A 19,753-nucleotide genomic window follows, 5' to 3' on the forward strand; every position below is an offset into this window, starting at 1 on the left:
GGTGCCGCCCGGCCCGCCCGGATTGAGCATGAGCACGCCGCGTCGCTTCTCCGGCTTCGTGCTCGCGATCCGCGACACCATGAGCTCGATCTGGGCGCCGCCCGGGTCGCCGTAGTCCAACGGAACGGGAACCTTCGCGCACTGCAACGGCAGCTGCACCGTCGGCGGCACCACCACGTCCTCCGGGCACGCCACCCACGCCAGCCCCGCCATGGGCTTCCCCGCCGCCGATTCCCCGGCCGCCGCCGGAATCACCGCGACCACGGCACCGACCAGTCCCAGCGTCCCCACCAGGGCCATACCACGTCTTCTCAACATTCTCGTCTCCTGTCCGACCCGCCCTCAGCGGGCTCGGACTCATGCGAACCTGTGCCCTCGGGGCACAGTCAAATGGGCACCGGGTCCTCTGCGGGTGGTCCCGTACGCCGATCGTCCTGAGCCGTCGAAAAGCGCCGCAAGCTCCCAGCCGTACGCCACTGTGCCGGGAGCACGGACCGGCCGGGTCACCGCGCCTGCCGGTCGGCAGACATCCCGTACGAGGTGGCGGATCTTCTCGGAGTCACCGACCAGATCACACCCCGGCGGGGTTGAGTGTGCCGTTACGGCCGGGTGTTTCGTCGAAGACGCAAACATGTAGAACGAATCGGAGGCTCCGATGACCTTGTTCGACTCCGGTCCGCCCGTGGACCGCTCCGCTCCACCTGCCTCCCCGGGCATGCCCGGGCGTCTCGGCGCCGCTGTCGGGGCGATGGCAGTGCTCGCGTTGGCGGCGGCCTGCACCAGCACCCCGACCTCGGCGGGATCCGAGCCGCAGCCGTCCGCTGCCGGGCTGGAGGCCTACTACGGGCAGAAGCTGTCGTTCGGCTCGTGTGCGGGCTACGACACCACACCCGGACAGAAGAAGCTCTATGTCGAGCCCTTCGAGTGCGCCCGGCTGAAGGTGCCGCTGAACTACCAGAACCCCAAGGGCCGGACCATGCAGATCGCGGTGCTCCGGCTCGCCGCTCAGGGGGACCCCGGGCAGCGCATCGGATCCCTCGTGCTCAACCCGGGCGGCCCGGGCGGTTCGGGCCTGACCCAGGCGACGAGCTTCGTCGCCGCCCAGGCGAAGAGTCCGCTGCTGCAACGGTTCGACGTGGTGGGGTTCGATCCGCGCGGTGTCGGCTCGTCGACGCCCGCGATCAGCTGTTTCACCGACGCCGAACGCGATCGAGGCGAGGACCAGACCACTCTGCTGGCCTCCTCGGGGCAGTGGACCGAGGAGGACACCCGACGCTTGGCGGAGCGCTGCGCGAACGGCTCGGGCGGGAAGGAGATCCTGTCCGCGGTCGGCACCCGCAACGCCGCGCGGGACCTGGACGTCCTGCGCTCGGCTCTGGGTGACGAGAAGTTGACCTTCGCGGGGCAGAGCTACGGCACCCGACTCGGCGCGGTCTACGCCGAAATGTTCGGCAAGAACGTCCGGGCGCTGGCGCTGGACGGGGTGACGGACCCCACCCTGAAGAACCCGCAGCGGCGGCTCACCCAGCAGGCCGGCTTCCAGCAGAACTTCGACAAGCTGGCCGCCTCCTGCGCCGCCAGCAAGGACTGCCCACTGGGCACCGACCCGGCCCAGGCCACGGCGGTCTTCCAGAAGCTGGTCCAGCCACTGATCGACAAGCCCGTCCCCGCAGGCAAGGGGCGCACGCTGAACTTCACGCAGGCCGTCGGCGGCATCACCGCCGGCCTCTACCAACCCGAGGTCTGGCCCGTGCTCATCAAGGGCCTCACCCAGCTCAAGCAGGGCGACGGAACGCAGATCCTGAAGGTGGGCGACCTGTTCGGCGGTCGGGAGGCCTCCGGCGTGTGGACCAACTTCCTTGAGGCCAACCTCGCCATCAACTGCAACGACGAGGTACGCCGCACCCCCGAGGAGGAAGCCCGGCTGCGCGCCGACATTGCCAAGAGCAGCCCGTACGTCGCCACCGGCAGGAACGTCGAGGGAGTCACCCGGGACGCCTGCGAATCCTGGCCCGGCGAGCCCAGCCTCGGCATCCCCTACGCCCAGGACGTCAAGGGCCTGCCCGCCACCCTGATCATCTCCGTCACCGGCGACCCGGCCACCCCCTACGCCGCCGGCAAGGTCCTGGCCGACGAGATCGGAGGGGCTGTGCTCACCGTCGAGGGTGCGCGGCACACCGTCGCGCAGGATGCGGTCAACCCCTGCGTCAACGCCGCTTTTGCCGCCTACCTCATCGATCTGAAGGTCCCCGCAGAAGACCAACGCTGCCGACTCTGACCGGACGGCCGGCCATCGACCTGGCATCGCCGGGCGTGGACGGCCTCGGCGCGGTCACCTTATCCGGTGCGCCCGCTCGTAGCCGGTCACCAACGCGCCGCGTCGAACTCACCCGGGTACGCCGGGCTGCGTGAACACGACTGGCGGTAACCGGAGGCACGGGCGGTCCCCGCGGACGCGACGCCTCACTAGCGACCTTTGGATTGAGAGCATGACTTCCACCTGGACCACTACTCCGATCACCGCTGACCTGCTGCGCGGTGCGCTCGACGTGGAGCGCACCGCGCGCGGGGTGCTGCCGCACCGGCTGCCCGCCTGGGCCCGCGCCCAGAACACCGACGGCCAGCTCGCCATGGCGGAGGCCCAGCCCGCCGGCGTACGGCTGGCCATCCGCACCCGCGCCACCGCGGTCGAGCTGGACACGCTGCCGGCCCGATGGACCTACACCGGCCTGCCGTCCCGCCCCGAGGGCGTCTACGACCTGCTCGTCGACGGTCACCTGACCGACCAGGCCAGCGTCACCGGTGGTGACACGGTGACCATCGACATGACCAGCGGGAAAACTCAGCGCCGGTCCGGCCCACCCGGCACCGTCCGCTTCACCGGCCTGCCCGACCGGGTGAAGGACCTGGAGATCTGGCTGCCGCACAACGAGACCACCGAACTCGTCGCCCTGCGCACCGACGCCCCCGTCGCACCCGTGCCCACCGGGGGTCGCCGGGTATGGCTGCACCACGGCAGTTCCATCAGTCAGGGCTCCAACGCCACCAGCCCCACCGCCACCTGGCCGGTCGTCGCCGCGTCCCTTGGCGGAGTCGACCTGGTCAACCTCGGCTTCGGCGGCAGCGCGCTGCTCGACCCGTTCACCGCCCGCACCATGCGGGACACTCCGGCCGAGCTGATCAGCGTGAAGATCGGCATCAACCTGGTCAACACCGACGTGATGCGGCTGCGCGCCTTCGGCCCGGCCGTGCACGGCTTCCTCGACACCATCCGCGACGGCCATCCCCACACGCCGCTGCTGGTCGTCTCCCCGATCTACTGCCCGATCCACGAGGACACGCCCGGCCCAGGCTCGTTCGACCTCGCCGGCCTCGCCACCGGGCAGATGCGGTTCCGGGCCACCGGCGACCCAGCCGAACGGGCGAGCGGGAAACTCACTCTCCGCCTCATCCGCGAGGAGCTGGCGCGGATCACCGCCCAGCGGGCGGGCGGCGACCCGAACCTGCACCACCTCGACGGCCTCGACCTCTACGGCGCGGCCGACTTCGCCGAGCTGCCGCTGCCCGACCAACTGCACCCGGACACCGTCACCCACCGGCGCATCGCCGAACGCTTCGCGAAGCGGGTGTTCAGCGCCGACGGCCCCTTCGCGGGACCTAGCTCCTGACCGGCCCGGGGTAACCGGTGGGGACGGTCAGCACCGGTCGGCCGCCCCCGGTCGTTCCGGGGAGTTCCGCCGTTGCCGGCGGCTCGGGGAACGTGGCCTCGGACGACGTCCCGGCATCGCCGGCCTGATTTCGGCCGAGACCAAACGCCAGGGCGCTGTCGATGCCAGATCCGCATGAACACCGCCAGTTCCGTATTCGATCGCATGCAGGATCCCTGTCAGGGTGGCGTTCTGCCCGACCGGCGCCGCCCGCGCCGGACCTGACGACACCAACAAGGAGCGACCATGGTGCTTGCAACACACCGTCTGGTAGCCGCGGTGGCAGTGGTGTCACTGGCCGCCTGCGGCCCCGCTGATGCCGCGGAGCAGCCGACGCGGGACAGTGCGGCAACGATGACCCCGTCCACCGCCGTTGACCGGGGCCACGAGTTCCGGCAACTGGAGGAGCGGTTCGACGCGCGGCTCGGGGTCTATGCGATCGACACCGGCACTGGCCGGACCGTGCAGTACCAAGCCGACGAGCGGTTCGCGTACGCCTCGACGTTCAAGGCGTTGGCCGCTGCCGAGGTCCTCGACGAGACCACCGACGCCGAGTTGGACCGGGTGGTGCGGTACTCGGCGGACGATTTGGTGACCTACTCGCCGATCACGGAGCAACACGTCGCCGAGGGCATGACGCTGCGCGCGATCGCCGACGCGGCCGTGCGCTACAGCGACAACACCGCCGGCAACCTGCTGTTGCGTCGGCTCGGCGGACCACAGAAGTTCGAGAAGGAACTGCGCGGGATCGGCGACAAGGTCACCGATCCGGCGCGTTACGAGACCGCGCTCAACGAGGGCAGGCCGGGTGACCGGCGGGACACCAGCACCCCGCGGGCCCTGGCCGGGTCCCTGCGGGCGTACGCCGTCGGTGACGCCCTCGAACCCTCGGACCGCGACATCCTCAACGGTTGGCTGCGGGGGAACACCACCGGTGGTGCGCTGATCCGCGCCGGTGTTCCCGACGGTTGGGTCGTCGGGGACAAGACCGGGTCCGGCGGGTACGGCACCCGTAACGACATCGCGGTGATCTGGCCGCCGGACCGTGCGCCGATCGTCCTCGCGGTGCTGTCCAGCCGCGCCGAGAAGGACGCTGACTATGACGACGCCCTCATCGCCGAGGCGACAAAGGTGGTGATGGCCAGCTGGTGACCGGTTGACCGGCACCCACTCGTCGCCGAGCGCCCGCACGGACGTGTCGGACACCGCGGGGCGGCTGCGTTGGAGGACCCGAACGGGGCGTGGGACGCCGTCGGTGGGCCGCTGCCGCCCTGCACCCTATGGATCGAGGTTCCCTGGATGTGGAAACGTGACCACAAGGTCTTCACCAACGCCGCATCGCTGCTGATCTGCAGCCTGCTGGTCGGCGTGGTGGTCGCGGCGGCGGCCTTCCCCGCGGTGGCGATGTCCGGCCTGGCGGCGAAGGCTGGCGTCGAGACGTTCGGCGCGCTACCCAAGGAGCTGACGTTGGTCCGAGCGCCACAGATCAGCTACCTGCTCGCCTCCGACGGCAAGACGCCGCTGGCGACGATGTACGACGAGAACCGCCGGGACGTGAAGCTCGCCCACGTCGCCCCGGTCATGCGCCAAGCGATCATCGCCGGGGAGGACCACGACTTCTACCGGCACAACGGGGTCGACCTCAAAGGCATCGTCCGAGCCTTCGTCAGCAACCAGTCCCGCGGCGTCAACGGTCAGCAGGGCGCCTCGACGCTGACCATGCAGTACGTCCGGCTCGCCATCGCGTACTCCGCCACCCATCCGGCCGACGTGGTCGCCGCGACCGAGGACACCAGCGCCCGCAAGCTACGCGAGATGCGCTACGCCCTGCAGGTCGACAAGGAGTTGTCCAAGGACGAGATCCTGGAGCGCTACCTGAACATCGCCGCCTTCGGCAACGGCGCGTACGGCATCTTCGCCGCCAGCCAGGTCTACTTCGGCAAGCCGCCCAGCAAGCTCAAGCTGGAGGAGGCCGCGCTGCTGGCCGGCATGGTCAAGGCGCCCAGCCAGAACGACCCGACCACCCGCAGCGGCCGCACTCCGGCCTTCGACCGGCGCAACTACGTGCTGCAGAACATGGTCACCACCGGCGCGATCGACCAGCAGCAGGCCGATGCCGCCAAGGCCACCAAGATGGTCGTAAAGGACAAGCGCACCCCGAACGGCTGCGTCGCCACCAACCAGCGGCAGTGGGGCTTCTTCTGCGACTACTTCTACCGCTGGTGGATGGATCAGGAGACCTTTGGCGCCAGCACCTACGACCGGGAGCGGCGACTCAAGAGCGGTGGTTACACGATCACCACCAGCCTCGACGTGCAGGCGCAGCGCGGTGCGGACCAGGCGGTACGCAGGGCCAAGAGCGAGACCGCCGAGGAAGCGGCCATGGTCGCCACGGTGGAACCGGGCACGGGCCGTGTCCGTGCCCTCGCCGTGAACCGCACCTTCCGGCCCGACGACCCGAGGAACCCGACCAACAGGCCGCACAGCGACCCGAAGCAGCGGGCGAAGGGCGTCCCGGGCAACTACCCCAACACGATGAACCCGCTGCTCACCGGCGGTGACGGCATCACCGGTTACCAGGCCGGCTCGACCTTCAAGATCTTCACCGTCGTCGCCGCCCTGGAGAAGGGCGTCCCGCTCAGCCACACCATCGACGCCCCACAACGATTCCGGTCGGAGTACGTCATCGACCGCGCCAGCCCCACCGCGTGTCCGGGAACCGATCTCTACTGCCCCACGAACTCCGACAAGAAGGCCGGTGGCGTGCTGAACATGTGGAGCGCGTTCGCCCGGTCGACCAACACCTACTTCGTGCCGCTACAGCAGCAGATCGGCGCGGAGAACGTGGTCGACGTGGCCAAGCGGCTCGGCATCCAGTTCCGGGTCGACCAGGAGGACCGGTGGGCCGACGACCGGGAGGCCGCCCATGACTGGGGCGCGTTCACCCTGGGCGTCTCCAACACGACCCCGCTGGAAATGGCCAACGCGTACGCGACGCTGGCCGCGGACGGCACCTGGTGCGCACCGACACCGGTGCAGGAGATCCGCGACCCGGACGGCAACAAGCTGGACATCGCCAACCCACGCTGCGAGAAACGAATCAGCACCGACGTTGCCCGCGCCGCCGTCGACGTCGCCCGCTGCCCCGTCGGCGACGACTCCGCTACCAGCCGGTGCGGCGGCAGCCGTACGGCCCCGCAGGTGAAGACCGCCGTAGGTGCTCCGGTCGCCGGCAAGACCGGCACCACCGACGCGGAGAACTACGCCTCCATGGTCGCGATGACCAGGCAGTACGCCGTAGCCGGCATCCTGACCGACCCGGATTGGCCACAGACCACCGTGACGATGCGGCACCAGCAGCGCGACGGCATCAATCCGCCGGTCTACGAGAGCCTGGCGGCGGCGATGCAGGGCAAGCCACGCATCGATTTCGCACCGGCGCCGACGGAACTGACCCGCTGAGCCACGCGCGACGAGCGCCGGCTAACCCCACCAGGGCAGGGTGCCCGTCCGCAGATAGTCGTGCAGGCTCCGGGCGACCTGGGCCATCGTCGCCTCACTACCCGGCTGCGCGACGGCGGGCACCCGGGAAGCGGTGAGCGCGGCGACCGCGTACGACTGACCGTCGGCGTGGTCCACCACCCCTACCTCGTGGCGCAGGTGCAGCAGGGTGCCGGTCTTGGACGACCAGCGGGACGCGTCGGAGGTGAAGTCCGGCGCGAGCCGCTGGCGGTGCAGGTTGTCGCCCATCAAGGCGCGTACCCGCGCAGCGGTGGTCTCCTGGATCGCCGACGGCCGCCAGAGAGCCTGCAGCAGGTCGACGTAGGCCCGGGCCGACCCGGTGTTGGCGCGGGCGACGTCGAGCTGGGCGACGGGGTGGCCCTGGCCGGGCGTTCCGCCGCCGATGGCGAGGGAGTGCGCCAGGTGTACGTCGTCGGGGCCGAGACGTTCCGCCGGCGTATCGGCAAGCTCGCCGGCCCGGTGCCGTACGGTGATGCCGTCGATGCGCAGTCGCTGCAGCTCGGCGGCGACCGCGGCCGGCGGTACGAGGTCGAACAACGCGTCGGAGGCGACCCCGTCGCTGACGGCGGTGCTCAGGTAGAGCAGGTCGTCCACGGCGACCCGCGCCGGATGGCGGAAGCGGCTCAGCCCGGTCGGGCCCGGTGTGGTGATCCGACCGGGGAGGACGTCGACAGGCATCGCCGGGTCGAGTTCCCCGCGTGCGATCCGTTCGAGCACGGCGACAGCCAGCGGTACCTTCACCAGCGACGCCGTCGGGTACGGGGCGTTCGCGTCGAAGCCGAGCTCCTCGCCGGTGTCGAGGTTGCGGACCAGGAACGCGCCCTGCAACCCCGCCTCGTCGAGCTGGGCCTGGGCGTTGCGGATGACGGCGGTGGCGCTCACGCCGGATCTCCCGTCGCGCGGTCACCGAGTGTGCGGCCCCCGGCCGGCTCCGGGGGGCCGTCTGGCGTGCCCAGGCATCGTGCGATGTCCCCGTCGAGGACCGTGCTGAGCTGATCGAGGTCCTCGCGCACGCCGGCGGCGACGTCGTAACCCCGTAGAAGCTGCGGGCCGGCGAGGGGGGCCCAGTGCAGGTCGAAGTCCTCGGCTTGTTGACGGGAGCAGAGCAGCAGGTCGGGGGAGCCGAGGGCCGCTGCCGCGGCGTCGACCAGGGAAGGCGCGACCGCCACCTGGGCCGGCACCAGGCCGGCCGCCTGACCCGCGCGGCTCAGCGGGTCACGGAGGTGCGCGACGTCGTCCTCGGGTTGGATCAGGATGCGCCGGCGTGCCTGCGTGCGGGCCCGGCCGCTGCGCAGCGTCTCCAGGAACACCGTCGGCGCTGGGAAGGGGGTCCGGGCGGCCAGCCCGAGCGGCACCCGCCAGGACGCCGCAGCCTCCGGAACCGCCACGATCCCGGCACCGACCTCAAGGGTCCGACAGAGCCGTTCACGCTCGGCCGGGCCGGCCGGCCGTACCTCCAGGTGGATCCGCTGCCGCCGCGCCGCGACCACCAGATCCGCGAGGCGGCGCGGCGGGCAGACCTCGGGTACGGCGACCCGCAGCGGACGCAACCGTGCCCGCTCGGCGTCGTCGGCCATGGCGTCGGCCAGGTCGACCAGACGCCGGGCCGACGGCAACATGTCCTGCCCGAACGACGTCAGCCGCACCGCGCGCGACGACCTGTCGAACAGCCGCGCCCCGAAGTGCTCCTCCAGTCCGGCGACGCGGCGACTGGCAACCGACTGGGGGATGCCCGCAGCCGCGGCCCCGGAGGTGAAGCTGCCGTGGCCGCTGACCGCGACGAAGGCCCGGCAGGCAGCGACCACATCCACCCACCGAACCTATACCCGGATCGCATGGACGAACTGGCGCGGCACCTGCCCAGTATCAGGCCCGAACCGGCCTGAGACGAGCGCGATGACCCATGCGACGCGGGGCGGTGACGTGGCGAATTCGGGGCGTGCCCGCCTGGACCGAACGCCGGGCCGCCGGCCTCTGGGACGAGGATCACCTGGCCGCGGCTTGAGTATGCCGCTACGGCCGGGTGTCTCATCCAAGGCGCAGCTTGACGGACGAATCGATGCCGAGGAGTTCCCGCGGCTTGTCGGACGCCGTCACGCGCGACAGCACCGGGGCCGAGCACTCCGAGCACTGAAGCGGCCCAACCGATCGACATATGGATGCAAAGGACAGCATGCCCCACTCTCAAGCACATCCGGTCGTGCGCCCGCTGGGGGCGTTCGAGCACGTCATCGACCTCTACATCAGCCGCAACCCGGTACAGTTCTCACTCGTCATCGAACTCGTTACGCCCGTCTCGGCGCAGCAGCTGGACCGCGCGCTCGCGCACCTGCAGCAGACGCATCCGCTGCTCGCCGTCGGCATCGACCGCAACGGCGATCGCCCGACCTTCCAGGAGTCGACCGAGCCCATCCCGGTCCGACAGGTCCGCGGGGGCGACTGGCGTGAGGCCGCAGCGCAGGAGCAGACGCGTCCCGTCGATGCCGAGGGGAGTCCGCTGGCGCGCGCGACGCTCATGAGCGACGCATCCGGTGATCGGGGAACCGTCGTCCTCCTGACGTTCTCCCACCAGATCACCGATGGTCGCGGCGCGCTCCGCGCGGCACACGACCTCCTCACTATCCTCGACGGGCAAACGCTCTCGCCCCGGCCGGCGCCCATCGACCAGGAGAGCCTGCTCGTGGGCCTGCCCCAGGCGGAACGGGCGGCCGATCAGGCCCCGAGCCCGACGCCGGCCGTCGCCACGATACGTCCGTTCGACGCCACCGCACCCAACGTCGAGAGCGCCGAGCTCGACCCTGCGACGACCGAACAGCTTCGCTCCACCGCCCGCGCCAACGGGTCAACCGTTCAAGGTGCACTATGCGCCGCCGCCGCCCAGGCACTCTCCGCGCTCACCGGGGGCGAGAGCATCCGCATCAATGTTCCCATCGACCTCCGATCGGCGCTGGGTCTCGAGGACGACGTCGTGAACCGCTTCACGGCGACGACCGTGGTGCTGCATGCATCTGCGCACAGCACGCTCTGGTCGCTTGCGCAGGACGCGACGGCCCAACTGCGAGCGGCACGGGACGCCGCCCGCGACGCGGCGCTGATGCTGGCCTCGCTCAACCCCGCCGGCGCCGCGGAGGCAGAGGCGGCGATGCTCGCGGCCACCACCGCCGACCTGGAGATCACCAACCTGGGAACGTCCGAGCCCGGCACATCGTCCGCCGTCGCGATCTGGGGACCGACGATGACGACGCAGGTCCGCGACGAACGGATCCTCGGCGTCGTCACGCACGCCGGGTCACTCCGGATGGTATTGACGACCCACGGCGATACGAGGGGTCTTCCCGCTGACATTGCCAGCCGCCTCACGCGAGTGCGAGATTGAGGATCTGAGGAGCAGGCCTCTGCCGTAGGCGTGTTGGGCACGCCGGCCGGGCCGCTACCTACGGCCGACCAAGAGCCTGGCGTGCGGCGTGGGATACCAGTCCAGTCAGCTCTCAGTCGACGGTGGCGAGTCGTCCTCGCCCCGGTCCCTCGGTGACGGGTCGTTACGCCGATGAGTGGGGCGCATCAGAGCTAAGACCGCTCGGCCCCGATGCTGCCGGTCGTGACGGCGTTGGCGGCCATATGGAGCGTGTCGGTCTCGAACTCGAGTCGCAGGGCGTTGGTCGGGAGTGCGCGCTCGGTGAACAGGCCGTTGACGATGGTGGCCAGGAACCGGGCGCGTCGCTCGGATGTCGTCCGCCGGGACTGCGCCTTCGTCGGCGAGGGCGGCCAGCCATCGCTCGATGCGGTGCAGGCCCAGCCGCTCGAGCGAACGGTATGCCGCAACCCCGTCATCCGTCGGGTCGGACGCGATGTACGTCTCGTGGATCGCGCGCCAGACGATCGCCCTGCTGGTGGTCACCGTGCTGACCACGCCGCTGCAGTCCGCTGGCGAGGAGCTGTGGTGGCGAAGCGCTGTGCTGCCCGCTGCCGCGTCGTGGATACGTGCGGTCCGGCGGGCTCTGGCAGTCGGGCTCGTCGTCTCCAGCCTCGGCTTCGCTGCGCTCCACGGGTCGAGCGACCCCTGGTTCTTCGGTTACTTCACCTTCATCGGCCTCTGCACCGGACTCATGGCAATCAGGCGCCCGCAGCCAAGAAGCGAGTGCTGCCCCCTTCATGTGGCAGACGCCCTTCACAACCGGAGCTATACCGCGACGGCGCCTCGTGGTGGTACTCGGCCGCTGCGCAACCTCACGCTTGGGTCCACCGCCTGCGTCGAACTCAGCCGTTCGGCTCAACTTCTGCCGCCCAGTGCCGCGGACTGGGGCTCCGTCCTGCTGACGAGACGCTGACAAATGATCAAGGGCGGGTTTCCCGTCATCCGGAAACCCGCCCTTGATCTGCTGTTTCTTGGTGGAGCTGAGGGGATTTGAACCCCTGACCCCCTCGATGCGAACGAGGTGCGCTACCAGTCTGCGCCACAGCCCCCCGCCGGCGAGCCGGCTTCGGTCCCACCCGGCTTACACCGGGCGGGCCGGCAGCAAGGCTAACAGGTCGCTGGCCCCGATCGCGAATCCGCCCCCGGCACGGCGCTCCAGCCCACCCGAAGATCCACTCGACGTCCCGAAAATACGGCACCCAGGAAGCCGCGACACCCCGCCTTCCGCGAAGACACCATCCCGACCGCCCCCGAGCAGTCCACCGAGGCTCACCCGGGCGTCGCGGCGGCTGAAACCGAGTCGATCACCCGCCGGCCGCCCGCGCCAAGGTGATGATCGACTCCGTATCGCCGACCTGGCGGTATCCACCCCCGGGGACACCCCAAATCGGCGACATGGAGTGGATCAAGCCGACGAGTACGCCAGAACACGCCGAGCACGCCGCAACACCCCGCCTTTCGCGATGCGGAGTCGATCACGCCGGCCATCGCGCCGGGGATCAACTCCGTATCGCCGATACGGCGGCATCCACCCCCGGGGACACCCCCAAATCGGCGACATGGAGTGGATCAAGCCCAACGAGCGCCGCCAGAGGGCGCCAAGTGCCGGGGCACGCGGGGCACGCCGCGCACGCCGAGCACGCCGCGCACGCCGAGCACGCGGGGCACGCCGCGCACGCCGAGCACGCTGGAGCACGGCTCGGGCGGGCGGCCGGCGCCCCGGTCGGGCTTGGCGCGGTCAGGCGCCTCGGCCGGCCTCGTAGGGGCGCCCGCGTAGCCCGCCCGACCGTCGGTACGAGACCGAGCCACCGTTGACGGCTGCCGGCAGGTCCCCCGGTCGGTCGAGGCCCATCGCGGCTCGGCGTACCCCCTCGCGTTGGGCGGCGAGGCGACGCTGCGCCTCTCGGCGGGCCGCCGCGCGGCGGGCCTGTTCGCGGCGAACCTCGGCCTGCCGGGCGGCCAGCCAGGCCGCCTCACGGGCCCGGGCGCGGCGTCGGCGGCGGCCGGCCAGGGCCTGACCCCGTAGGTGGATGACGTACACGGCCAGCAGCATGAAGGTGACCGAGAAGCTGATCCAGAAGCCGGGGCTGACGAACAGCACACCGATCAACTCGACGACGTTGAGCAGGAGCAGTGCGGCGAGCACCCGGCGACGCCGGTACACGGCGGGGGTGTGCTGCCCGCGGGGCGGCGGGCGGCGGCGGGATCGCTTCGGTGCGGGCGGCACGGCGCGCAGCCGACCGGAGCGGCGGGCAGCCGGGGGCGCGGAGACCGGCGCGGTCAACGCTCCGGTGGTCGCATCCTCGCTGAGGGTGACGACCAGTGAGCGCGGAGGGTGGACGGGCCGCCGGCCCGGCACAGTACGGCGCCGTCGGCGGCGCTGGAGCACCCGCGCCGTCGACTGCGCCCGCTCCGCCACCAGCCGCTCGGTGGCGTCGTACCGGCGAACCAGCGCCGGGGCCAGGGCGAGCAGGCCGGCGGCGGCGAGGACGGCGAGGAGCACCGAGGTCGGCACCCTCACCCCTCCCGTCACCGAATTCGAAGCAACCGCCACCCGACCGCAGGATCTTCCACCGATCGCGCCTGGGTGCGTGGATCGTCCGGACGGGGAGCGCTTGCCGCAGCTTGCAGTTACTTGAGGTTACGGCGCACCGACCGAGATGCCACCGCGCCGCGCCGATCCCGTGCGTGGGACGCCTCACCGGGCGTTGGCGCGTACCCGGTGCCAGCGGGCCAGCAAGCCACCCTCGGCAGCGATCTCCTCGCTCGTCATGGCGTATCCGATGTGGTCACGCCAAGCGCCGTCGATGTGCATGTAGCGCACGTGGTACGACTCCTCGCGGAAGCCCAGCTTCTCCACCACCCGCCGGGACGGCCGGTTCTCCGGACGGATGTTGATTTCCACCCGGTGCAGCCCGCCCGGACCGAACGCGTGGTCCACGGCGAGCGCGAGCGCCGTCGGGATCGCACCCTGGCCGGCGACCCGGGCGTCCACCCAGTAGCCGACGTAGCCAGAGCAGAGCGCCCGCCGCACGATGCTGCCCACATTGATGTGCCCGACCAGCCGGTCCCGGTTGGCCTCGCGCAGGCAGACCGCGAACGGCATGCCCTCACCCTCACGGGCCGAGCGCCGCTGGTCACGGTGCACCCAGCGGAACGCGGCCGGTGAGTTCAGTTCGTCCCAACCGCCGGGCAGCGACGACTCCCAGGGTGCCAGCCAGGCCCGGTTGGCCCGCCGGACCTCCGACCACGCCACGGCGTCGGAGCGCCGGTAGGGCCGCAGCAACACCGGGCCGTCGGCCAACTCCACCGGCCAGCCCGGTGCCCGCGCGGGTCCAAAGAGACTCACCCGCACAGTCTCCCGCGCGGGACCGTGTTGCGCGCAAGAGGACCCACCGCGCCGACCGCACCCGCCAAGCTGTCCGCACCCGCCAAGCTGACCGCACCCGCCGGAACGACCGCACCCATCGGATCGACCCGGCGACCGCCCGACGCAGCCCGTCGGCGAACAGACCGGGACACCGTCATCGGCGGCGGTCCAGCAGCAGGACGTCCACGGTGGAGCCGGCGGCGGCGGTGGTGACCCGTTCGCCGAGCACCAGCAGCCCGTTGGCCTCGGCCAACCCGGAGAGGGTGAACGGCCCGCCGCTGAGTGGCTGGACCGTGTACCCGCCGCCGCGCCGCTCGGCGACGTGCGCCGGCCGGAACTCGCGCAGCCCCGTCGGGGACGACACGGTCTCCAGCAGGTGCGCCCGCACGCTGGGTCGGAACACCGGCTCCGCGCCGGCGAGCAGTTGGATGGCGGGGCGGGCCAGCACCTCGAAACCGATCAGCGCGGCGCCCGGGTCGCCGGGCAGGCAGACCACCGGCACCTCCTCGGCGCCGACCGTGCCGAACCCGAGCGCGGTGCCGGGATAGAGCGCCACGTCGGTGAACGTGACCGGCCCGGCGCGGCTGCCCTCACGGCGGGACAGGATCCGGCGCACCATGTCTCCGGGGCCGGTGCCGGTGCCCCCGGTGGTGATGATCAGGTCGGCGCGCAGGGTCTGGTCCTCCAGCAGCCCGCGCAGGCCTTCCGGGTCGTCGTCGCAGATACCCACGCGGTACGCCAGTGCGCCCACCTCGGCCGCGGCGGCGGTCAGCGCGTGCGAGTTCGCGTCCACCACCTGCCCGGGCTGGCTGCCCCGACCCACGTCGACCAGTTCGTCGCCGGTGGCCACGATGACCACCCGCGGGCTGGGCCGGACCACCACGTGCCCGATGCCGGTGGCGGCGAAGACCGCGACCAGGGCCGGGGAGACGTACGTGCCGGCACGGGCGAGCAGAGTGCCGGCTGGCAGCTCCTCACCGGCGCGGCGCACCCCGTACCCCCGTTTGGGGGTGCGGAAGATCTCCACCGCGGCCATGCCCTGGTCGGTCCACTCCACCGGGACCACCACGTCCGCGGCGATCGGCAGCGGCGCCCCGGCGGCCACCGAGAAGCACGAACCGGGGGTGAGCCGGACCGGTCGCCAGCTCGCGGCACCGAGATCGCCGACCACGTTGAGCCGGATGGTCCGCCCGCCGGGCGTGCCGGAGGGGGCCGGGACATAGCTCGGGCCCCGACCCCCTCCCGAAATGTCCTCCCAGCGGGCGGCGTAGCCGTCCACGGCCGCCTGGTCGAAGGCCGGGAAGGCGTGCGGCGCGACGACGTCCTCGGCGAGGACGTTGCCGTGCGCCTGGGTGAGGTCGAGGTCGAGTGGCGGCAGCGCTCGTAACCTGCGCAGCACGCTGCCCAGGTAGTCGGCGAGCGGCGTCAACTCGTTCGCGGCCGCCTCGGCGTCGGCCGTCGCGGTCATGTACCAGATCCGCCTGCCGCGTCGGCCTTGACGAAGTCGGCCAGCCAGGAGCGGAACTCGGTGCCGAGGTCCTCGCGCTCGGCGGCGATCTGCACCACCGTCTGGAGGTAGCCCAGCGGCATGCCGGTGTCGTAGCGGGTGCCCCGGTAGACGATCGCGTGCACCGGAGTGCCCTCGGTGCGCAGCAACTCCATCGCGTCGGTCAGTTGGATCTCGCCACCGCTGCCCGGCTTGGTCCGCCGGATCGCGTCGAAGATCGTGCCCGGCAGCACGTAGCGGCCGAGCACCGCGAGGTTGCTCGGGGCGTCCTCCGGCTGCGGCTTCTCCACCATCCCGGTCACCTTGACGACCTCACCGATGTCGCTCAGCTCCGACTCGGCGGGCTCGACGGAGGCGATGCCGTACCGCTTGGTCTCGGCCGGGTCGACCTCGAAGAAGGCGAGCACCACGCCGCCGGTGCGGGCCTGCAGCTCCAGCATCGCCGGCAGCAGCGGCTCCGATGGCTTGACGAACTCGTCACCGAGCAGCACCGCGAAGGGCTGATCGCCGACGTGCGACTCGGCGTACCCGACGGCGTGGCCGAGCCCGAGCTGCTCCGGCTGCCGCACGGTGTAGATCTCGGCCAGCTCGCTGGGCCGACGCACGGCGGCCAGCCGCTCGGCGTCGCCCTTCTCCTCCAGCCTGGTCTCCAGGTCGGGGCGACGGTCAAAGTGGTCCACCATCGACGTCTTACCCCGACCGGTGATCAGCAACACGTCACCGATGCCGGCCTGGGTGGCCTCCTCGACGATGTACTGCAGAACCGGCCGGTCCACCACTGGCAGCAGCTCCTTGGGCACCGCCTTGGTGGCCGGCAGGAACCGGGTGGCCAGTCCGGCGGCCGGGATGACGGCCTTGACCGCCAGGGGACGGCCAGTTGCGGCGACCGTCGATGAGGGCTTCGCTGAGTGCTCCGACATGCCGCGAGACTATCGGCCACGGCTCTGCCGCGGCGGGTGTGGCCCAGAAGACGCGCCGCCACCCGACCCCGGCCGCGCGGCGTCCGGGCCGGCCCGTGCCCCACCCGTCGCGGTGTCCGCCGGGTCGTCGGCCGACTCCGGCCGGGCGTGCGCCGGGCCGGCCGGCGATGATTCCGGTACGCCCACAGCCGGCTCCGACCGGGCGGGCCCGCCCGGCTCCCGGATGGCCTGCACGGGCTGGCCGGCGCGCGGCAGCCCGTCGGGTGGGCTCACGGCACCCGCGAGCACTGGTATCTCCCGCGTCGGCACGTCCTGGCGCACCTCGGCGACCCGGTACGTGTCGCGGCCGGCTGCCTTGGCGGCGTAGAGCGCGTCGTCGGCGGCCTCCAGCACCTCCCGCCCGGTGCTGCCGTTGTCCGGGTAGACGGCGATGCCCACCGACACGGTCACCACGACCGGGCCGGCGTACGCCTCGACGGCGATCGGCGTCTCGCGGACCACCACGCCGAGTCGCTCGGCCACGATCGCCGCGCCCCGCGCGTCGGTCTCCGGCAGCAGCAGCACGAACTCCTCACCGCCCTGCCGGAAGGCCAGGTCGACCTCACGTATCTCGCCGCGCACCCGCCGGGCGAACTCGGCCAGCACGGTGTCCCCCGCAGCGTGCCCGTACGTGTCGTTGACGTCCTTGAACCGGTCGAGATCCAGCGCGAGGATGCTGAGCATCCGCCCGAATCGGCTGGCCCGTTCCACCTCGCGCCGGATCGACTCGCGCAGGTACCGGTAGTTCCACAGCCCGGTGAGCGGATCGGTGAGGGAGAGCCGCTGCGCCTCCTCGTGCACCCGGACGTTGTCCACCGCCACGGCCGCATGGCCGGCGAAGGTGCGCAGGGTGACGAGGTCGTCGTCATCGAACTCGTCCGCGCCGAGCCGGTCGTAGAGGGCCAGCACGCCGAGCGCCGCCGCTGCGCCGGCCTCGTCGGTCGGTCCGGAGGACCCGATGAGGGTGGCCGCGGTACCGCCGCCCGGGGCGGCGAACGGGACTGCGACGTACGTGCGACAGCGCGGCTCACCCGCGGGGGCCTCGGTCGGCTCCACTCTCCCCCGCTGCGGCTCCCCGGTGGCGGCGACGGCGCCGACCACGCCGACGCCCACCGGCACCCGCAGCGTCTGCGGCCCGTCCGCGTCCCCCTCCGGCCAGCGCCCGTCCAACCCCTCGGTGCACTGTGCGACGAGCACCCCGCCGGTCTCCACCAGCAGCACGGCGCCGGCCCGCGCGCCGGTGGCTCCGATGGCGCTGTGCAGGATCACCCGCAGGATGCGTTGCAGGTCGTGCGTGCTGGCCAGGGTGTCACCGAGCACCGCGAGGTGCCCGCGGAGCTGGTCCCGGTTGCTGGTCAGCGCCGCGACGTAGGACCCGGTCTCCCGGGTCATCCGGTTGAACGCGGCGGCCAGCCGGCCCAGTTCGTCGCGGCTGCGTACCGGCACTCGGGCGGTCAGGTCGCCGTGGGCCACCCGGTCGACCGCGCCGGCCAACTCCATCAGCGGCCGGGTGGTCATCCGGGCCAACCGCCAGGCGGTCAGCACGGCGAGCAGCCCGGCCAGTACGACCACCCCGACCAGCGTGGCGTGCAGCCCGGGTGGCCGCTCGCTGGGCACGGAGAGCACCAGTGGCAGCGGCTGACCGTCGGACGGCCCGATCCGTCGCACGTACCGACCGTCGGTGGTTTCGGTGACCCGCTCGCCGTGGACGGAGCTGGCGGCGGCCAGCACCGCGTCGCGTACCTCGCGGGATTCGGTGGTGTGGGTGACCCGCGCGGCGCTCGCCTCGCTGTCGAGCAGGGTGACCGCCACCCCGGTCACCGCCGCCAGCCGGGCCACGAAGGCCGGGTCGACCAGCTGCGCGGCGGTCACCGTGCCCAGCAGGGTGCCGGCGCGGTCGCGCAGGTCGACGTGGGCGGCCAGCGCGCGGACCGGGCCGGTCGCGCCCGTGGTCGCGCCGGAGCAGTCCCGCCATGGGGTTGACGGCGCGCCGGGCGAGACGTAGGTGACCTGGCCAGTCACATCGGTGATCAGCACCGCGGCGGCCAGGCCCCGGCCGACCAGTTGGGCGGCGGCGACGGCCGGATCGGCGGTGAGGGCCGCCGCGTCGGCGGTGGCGCGCAGCTGCTGGCAGAGCGCGTCGACCGAGGTACGAACGGTCGACGCGGCCACGGCCAGGCGCTCGGTGGAGCGGCTGTGGTCGACGGCGGCGACGGTGTAGGCGACGAAGAGCGCGCCGAGCAGGACCGGCCCGAGCACCACCACGAGGAAGGCTGCTGTCAACCGCCCGCGTAGCGTCACTCGGTCCCCCCGGAAGTTCCGCCTCCGTTGCTTGCGATGCTGACACAGAGCAACCGTGGGAGAGGCGTTGCGTCAGGAGTGTTGCGTGCCGGAATTTTCTGATGAAGCGGAAGTGACCCGAATGGCGAAGCGGGACGCCCGCGTCGAGCTGCTCGCCCGCCGCCGGGCGCTGACCGGTCCGGCCCGGGCCGCCGCCGCCGGGCGCGTGCAGGCCGAGCTGGTCGCGTTGGTACGCCGGCTGCGCCCGCACCGAATGACGGCGTACGTGCCGGTCGGCTCCGAACCGGGCGGCGCCGAACTGCCGGAGGTGCTGCGGGCGGCCTTGCCAGCCGACGCCGAGCTGCTGCTCCCGGTGCTCCTCGCCGACCTGGATCTGGACTGGGCGCCCTATACCGGGCCGGATGCCTTGATCGCCGCGGGTCGGGGTATCCGAGAGCCCGTCGGTGCCCGTCTCGGGGTGGCCGCCGTGGCGGACGCGGAGCTGGTCGTCGTACCGGCTCTCGCGGTCGACCGCCACGGTCGGCGGCTCGGACGCGGCGGCGGCTCGTACGACCGCGCGCTCGCCCGGGTGCCCGAGGCGACGCTGACGGTGGTGCCTCTGCATGACGGCGAGCTGGTCGAGGCGCTGCTGGCGGAGCCGCACGACCGCCCTGTCCGCGCGGTCGTCACCCCTGCCGACGGGGTGCGTAGGCTTGACGACGGCCCGGGCGCGGCGCACGGTGTCTCGCCCCACACGTCCGCTGGACGAACCCGGGGCGAATGACGCACCATTGGCACTCGAATAGGTCGAGTGCCAACTGGCCGAGCCACATCCGGAGGAGAACGTGCCCACGTACCAGTACGCCTGCACCACGTGCGGTCACCAGCTCGAGGCGGTGCAGTCCTTCTCTGACGAGCCGCTGACCGAGTGCCCGGCGTGTGAGGGGCGGCTGCGCAAGGTCTTCAACTCCGTCGGCATCGTCTTCAAGGGCT

Annotated in this window: 14 protein-coding genes, 1 tRNA gene and 3 pseudogenes; 8 read left to right on the forward strand and 10 right to left on the reverse strand. The window is 71.9% G+C overall.

The annotated features are described in order from the left end of the window. Positions 1 to 318 (reverse strand): annotated as a pseudogene (locus ABZS37_RS13855) (hypothetical protein); the annotation flags it as partial. 337 nt (positions 319 to 655) lie between these two features. On the opposite strand from ABZS37_RS13855, the gene ABZS37_RS13860 reads away from it, so the two are divergent. From ABZS37_RS13860 to ABZS37_RS13875, 4 genes and pseudogenes are all read left to right on the forward strand, one after another. Beyond that, positions 656 to 2,278 carry an alpha/beta fold hydrolase gene (locus ABZS37_RS13860; protein WP_355168762.1) on the forward strand — a complete coding sequence of 541 codons (1,623 nt, stop codon included), beginning with the start codon at positions 656 to 658 and terminating at the stop codon, positions 2,276 to 2,278. Between the two features lie 211 nt (positions 2,279 to 2,489). Next, positions 2,490 to 3,668, forward strand: a complete 1,179-nt coding sequence (locus tag ABZS37_RS13865) for an SGNH/GDSL hydrolase family protein (RefSeq protein ID WP_355168764.1) — start codon at positions 2,490 to 2,492, stop codon at positions 3,666 to 3,668. A gap of 285 nt (positions 3,669 to 3,953) precedes the next feature. Continuing rightward, positions 3,954 to 4,859: a class A beta-lactamase gene (gene bla / locus ABZS37_RS13870; RefSeq protein WP_355168766.1), complete on the forward strand. Its 906-nt coding sequence runs from the start codon at positions 3,954 to 3,956 to the stop codon at positions 4,857 to 4,859. A gap of 147 nt (positions 4,860 to 5,006) precedes the next feature. Next, positions 5,007 to 7,166 (forward strand): annotated as a pseudogene (locus ABZS37_RS13875) (transglycosylase domain-containing protein); the annotation flags it as partial. A 24-nt stretch (positions 7,167 to 7,190) separates the two neighbouring features. Here ABZS37_RS13875 and ABZS37_RS13880 read toward each other — a convergent pair. Then, positions 7,191 to 8,111: a serine hydrolase gene (locus ABZS37_RS13880; protein WP_355168768.1), complete on the reverse strand. Its 921-nt coding sequence runs from the start codon at positions 8,109 to 8,111 to the stop codon at positions 7,191 to 7,193. Continuing rightward, on the reverse strand, positions 8,108 to 9,040 hold the full coding sequence (locus tag ABZS37_RS13885; protein WP_355168770.1) for a LysR family transcriptional regulator: 933 nt from the start codon (positions 9,038 to 9,040) through the stop codon (positions 8,108 to 8,110). Before ABZS37_RS13885 ends, ABZS37_RS13880 begins: the two co-directional genes overlap by 4 nt. Before the next feature lie 344 nt (positions 9,041 to 9,384). Here ABZS37_RS13885 and ABZS37_RS13890 point away from each other — a divergent pair, with 344 nt between their 5' ends. Continuing rightward, positions 9,385 to 10,605, forward strand: coding sequence for a hypothetical protein (locus ABZS37_RS13890; RefSeq protein WP_355168772.1), 1,221 nt, complete (start codon positions 9,385 to 9,387; stop codon positions 10,603 to 10,605). 191 nt (positions 10,606 to 10,796) lie between these two features. Here ABZS37_RS13890 and ABZS37_RS13895 read toward each other — a convergent pair whose 3' ends face one another. Further along, the gene (locus ABZS37_RS13895) at positions 10,797 to 11,060 is read right to left on the reverse strand and encodes a hypothetical protein (protein ID WP_355168774.1); all 264 of its coding nucleotides are present in this window, start codon (positions 11,058 to 11,060) and stop codon (positions 10,797 to 10,799) included. Between the two features lie 17 nt (positions 11,061 to 11,077). Between ABZS37_RS13895 and ABZS37_RS13900 the strand changes: the two genes are divergently transcribed. Continuing rightward, a complete protein-coding gene (locus ABZS37_RS13900; RefSeq protein ID WP_355168776.1) occupies positions 11,078 to 11,557 on the forward strand; it encodes a CPBP family intramembrane glutamic endopeptidase in 480 nt (159 codons plus the stop codon). A 59-nt stretch (positions 11,558 to 11,616) separates the two neighbouring features. On the opposite strand, the gene ABZS37_RS13905 is transcribed toward ABZS37_RS13900, so the two are convergent. From ABZS37_RS13905 to ABZS37_RS13930, 6 genes are all read right to left on the reverse strand, one after another. Then, positions 11,617 to 11,693 (reverse strand) — tRNA-Ala (locus ABZS37_RS13905). 689 nt (positions 11,694 to 12,382) lie between these two features. Beyond that, entirely contained in the window at positions 12,383 to 13,165 is a 783-nt protein-coding gene (locus ABZS37_RS13910; protein WP_355168778.1) for a hypothetical protein, read from the reverse strand. A gap of 177 nt (positions 13,166 to 13,342) precedes the next feature. Continuing rightward, complete coding sequence (locus tag ABZS37_RS13915; RefSeq protein WP_355168780.1) at positions 13,343 to 13,993, reverse strand: GNAT family protein; 651 nt, start codon at positions 13,991 to 13,993, stop codon at positions 13,343 to 13,345. 175 nt (positions 13,994 to 14,168) lie between these two features. Next, entirely contained in the window at positions 14,169 to 15,482 is a 1,314-nt protein-coding gene (glp, locus tag ABZS37_RS13920; protein ID WP_355168782.1) for a gephyrin-like molybdotransferase Glp, read from the reverse strand. Continuing rightward, the gene (locus tag ABZS37_RS13925) at positions 15,479 to 16,441 is read right to left on the reverse strand and encodes a UTP--glucose-1-phosphate uridylyltransferase (protein WP_355168784.1); all 963 of its coding nucleotides are present in this window, start codon (positions 16,439 to 16,441) and stop codon (positions 15,479 to 15,481) included. The genes glp and ABZS37_RS13925 overlap by 4 nt, the downstream gene beginning before the upstream one ends. Before the next feature lie 9 nt (positions 16,442 to 16,450). Further along, positions 16,451 to 18,781: a diguanylate cyclase gene (locus ABZS37_RS13930; RefSeq protein ID WP_355168786.1), complete on the reverse strand. Its 2,331-nt coding sequence runs from the start codon at positions 18,779 to 18,781 to the stop codon at positions 16,451 to 16,453. 85 nt (positions 18,782 to 18,866) lie between these two features. Between ABZS37_RS13930 and ABZS37_RS13935 the strand changes: the two genes are divergently transcribed. Together ABZS37_RS13935 and ABZS37_RS13940 are read left to right on the forward strand one after the other, a co-directional pair. Beyond that, positions 18,867 to 19,544: a 5-formyltetrahydrofolate cyclo-ligase gene (locus tag ABZS37_RS13935; RefSeq protein ID WP_355168788.1), complete on the forward strand. Its 678-nt coding sequence runs from the start codon at positions 18,867 to 18,869 to the stop codon at positions 19,542 to 19,544. 61 nt (positions 19,545 to 19,605) lie between these two features. After that, a pseudogene (locus ABZS37_RS13940) lies at positions 19,606 to 19,746 on the forward strand (FmdB family zinc ribbon protein); the annotation flags it as partial. Between the last annotated feature and the right edge of the window lie 7 nt (positions 19,747 to 19,753).

It is taken from the genome of Micromonospora sp. NPDC005413 (genome assembly GCF_040606435.1).
In the GTDB taxonomy this organism is placed as follows: domain Bacteria; phylum Actinomycetota; class Actinomycetes; order Mycobacteriales; family Micromonosporaceae; genus Micromonospora.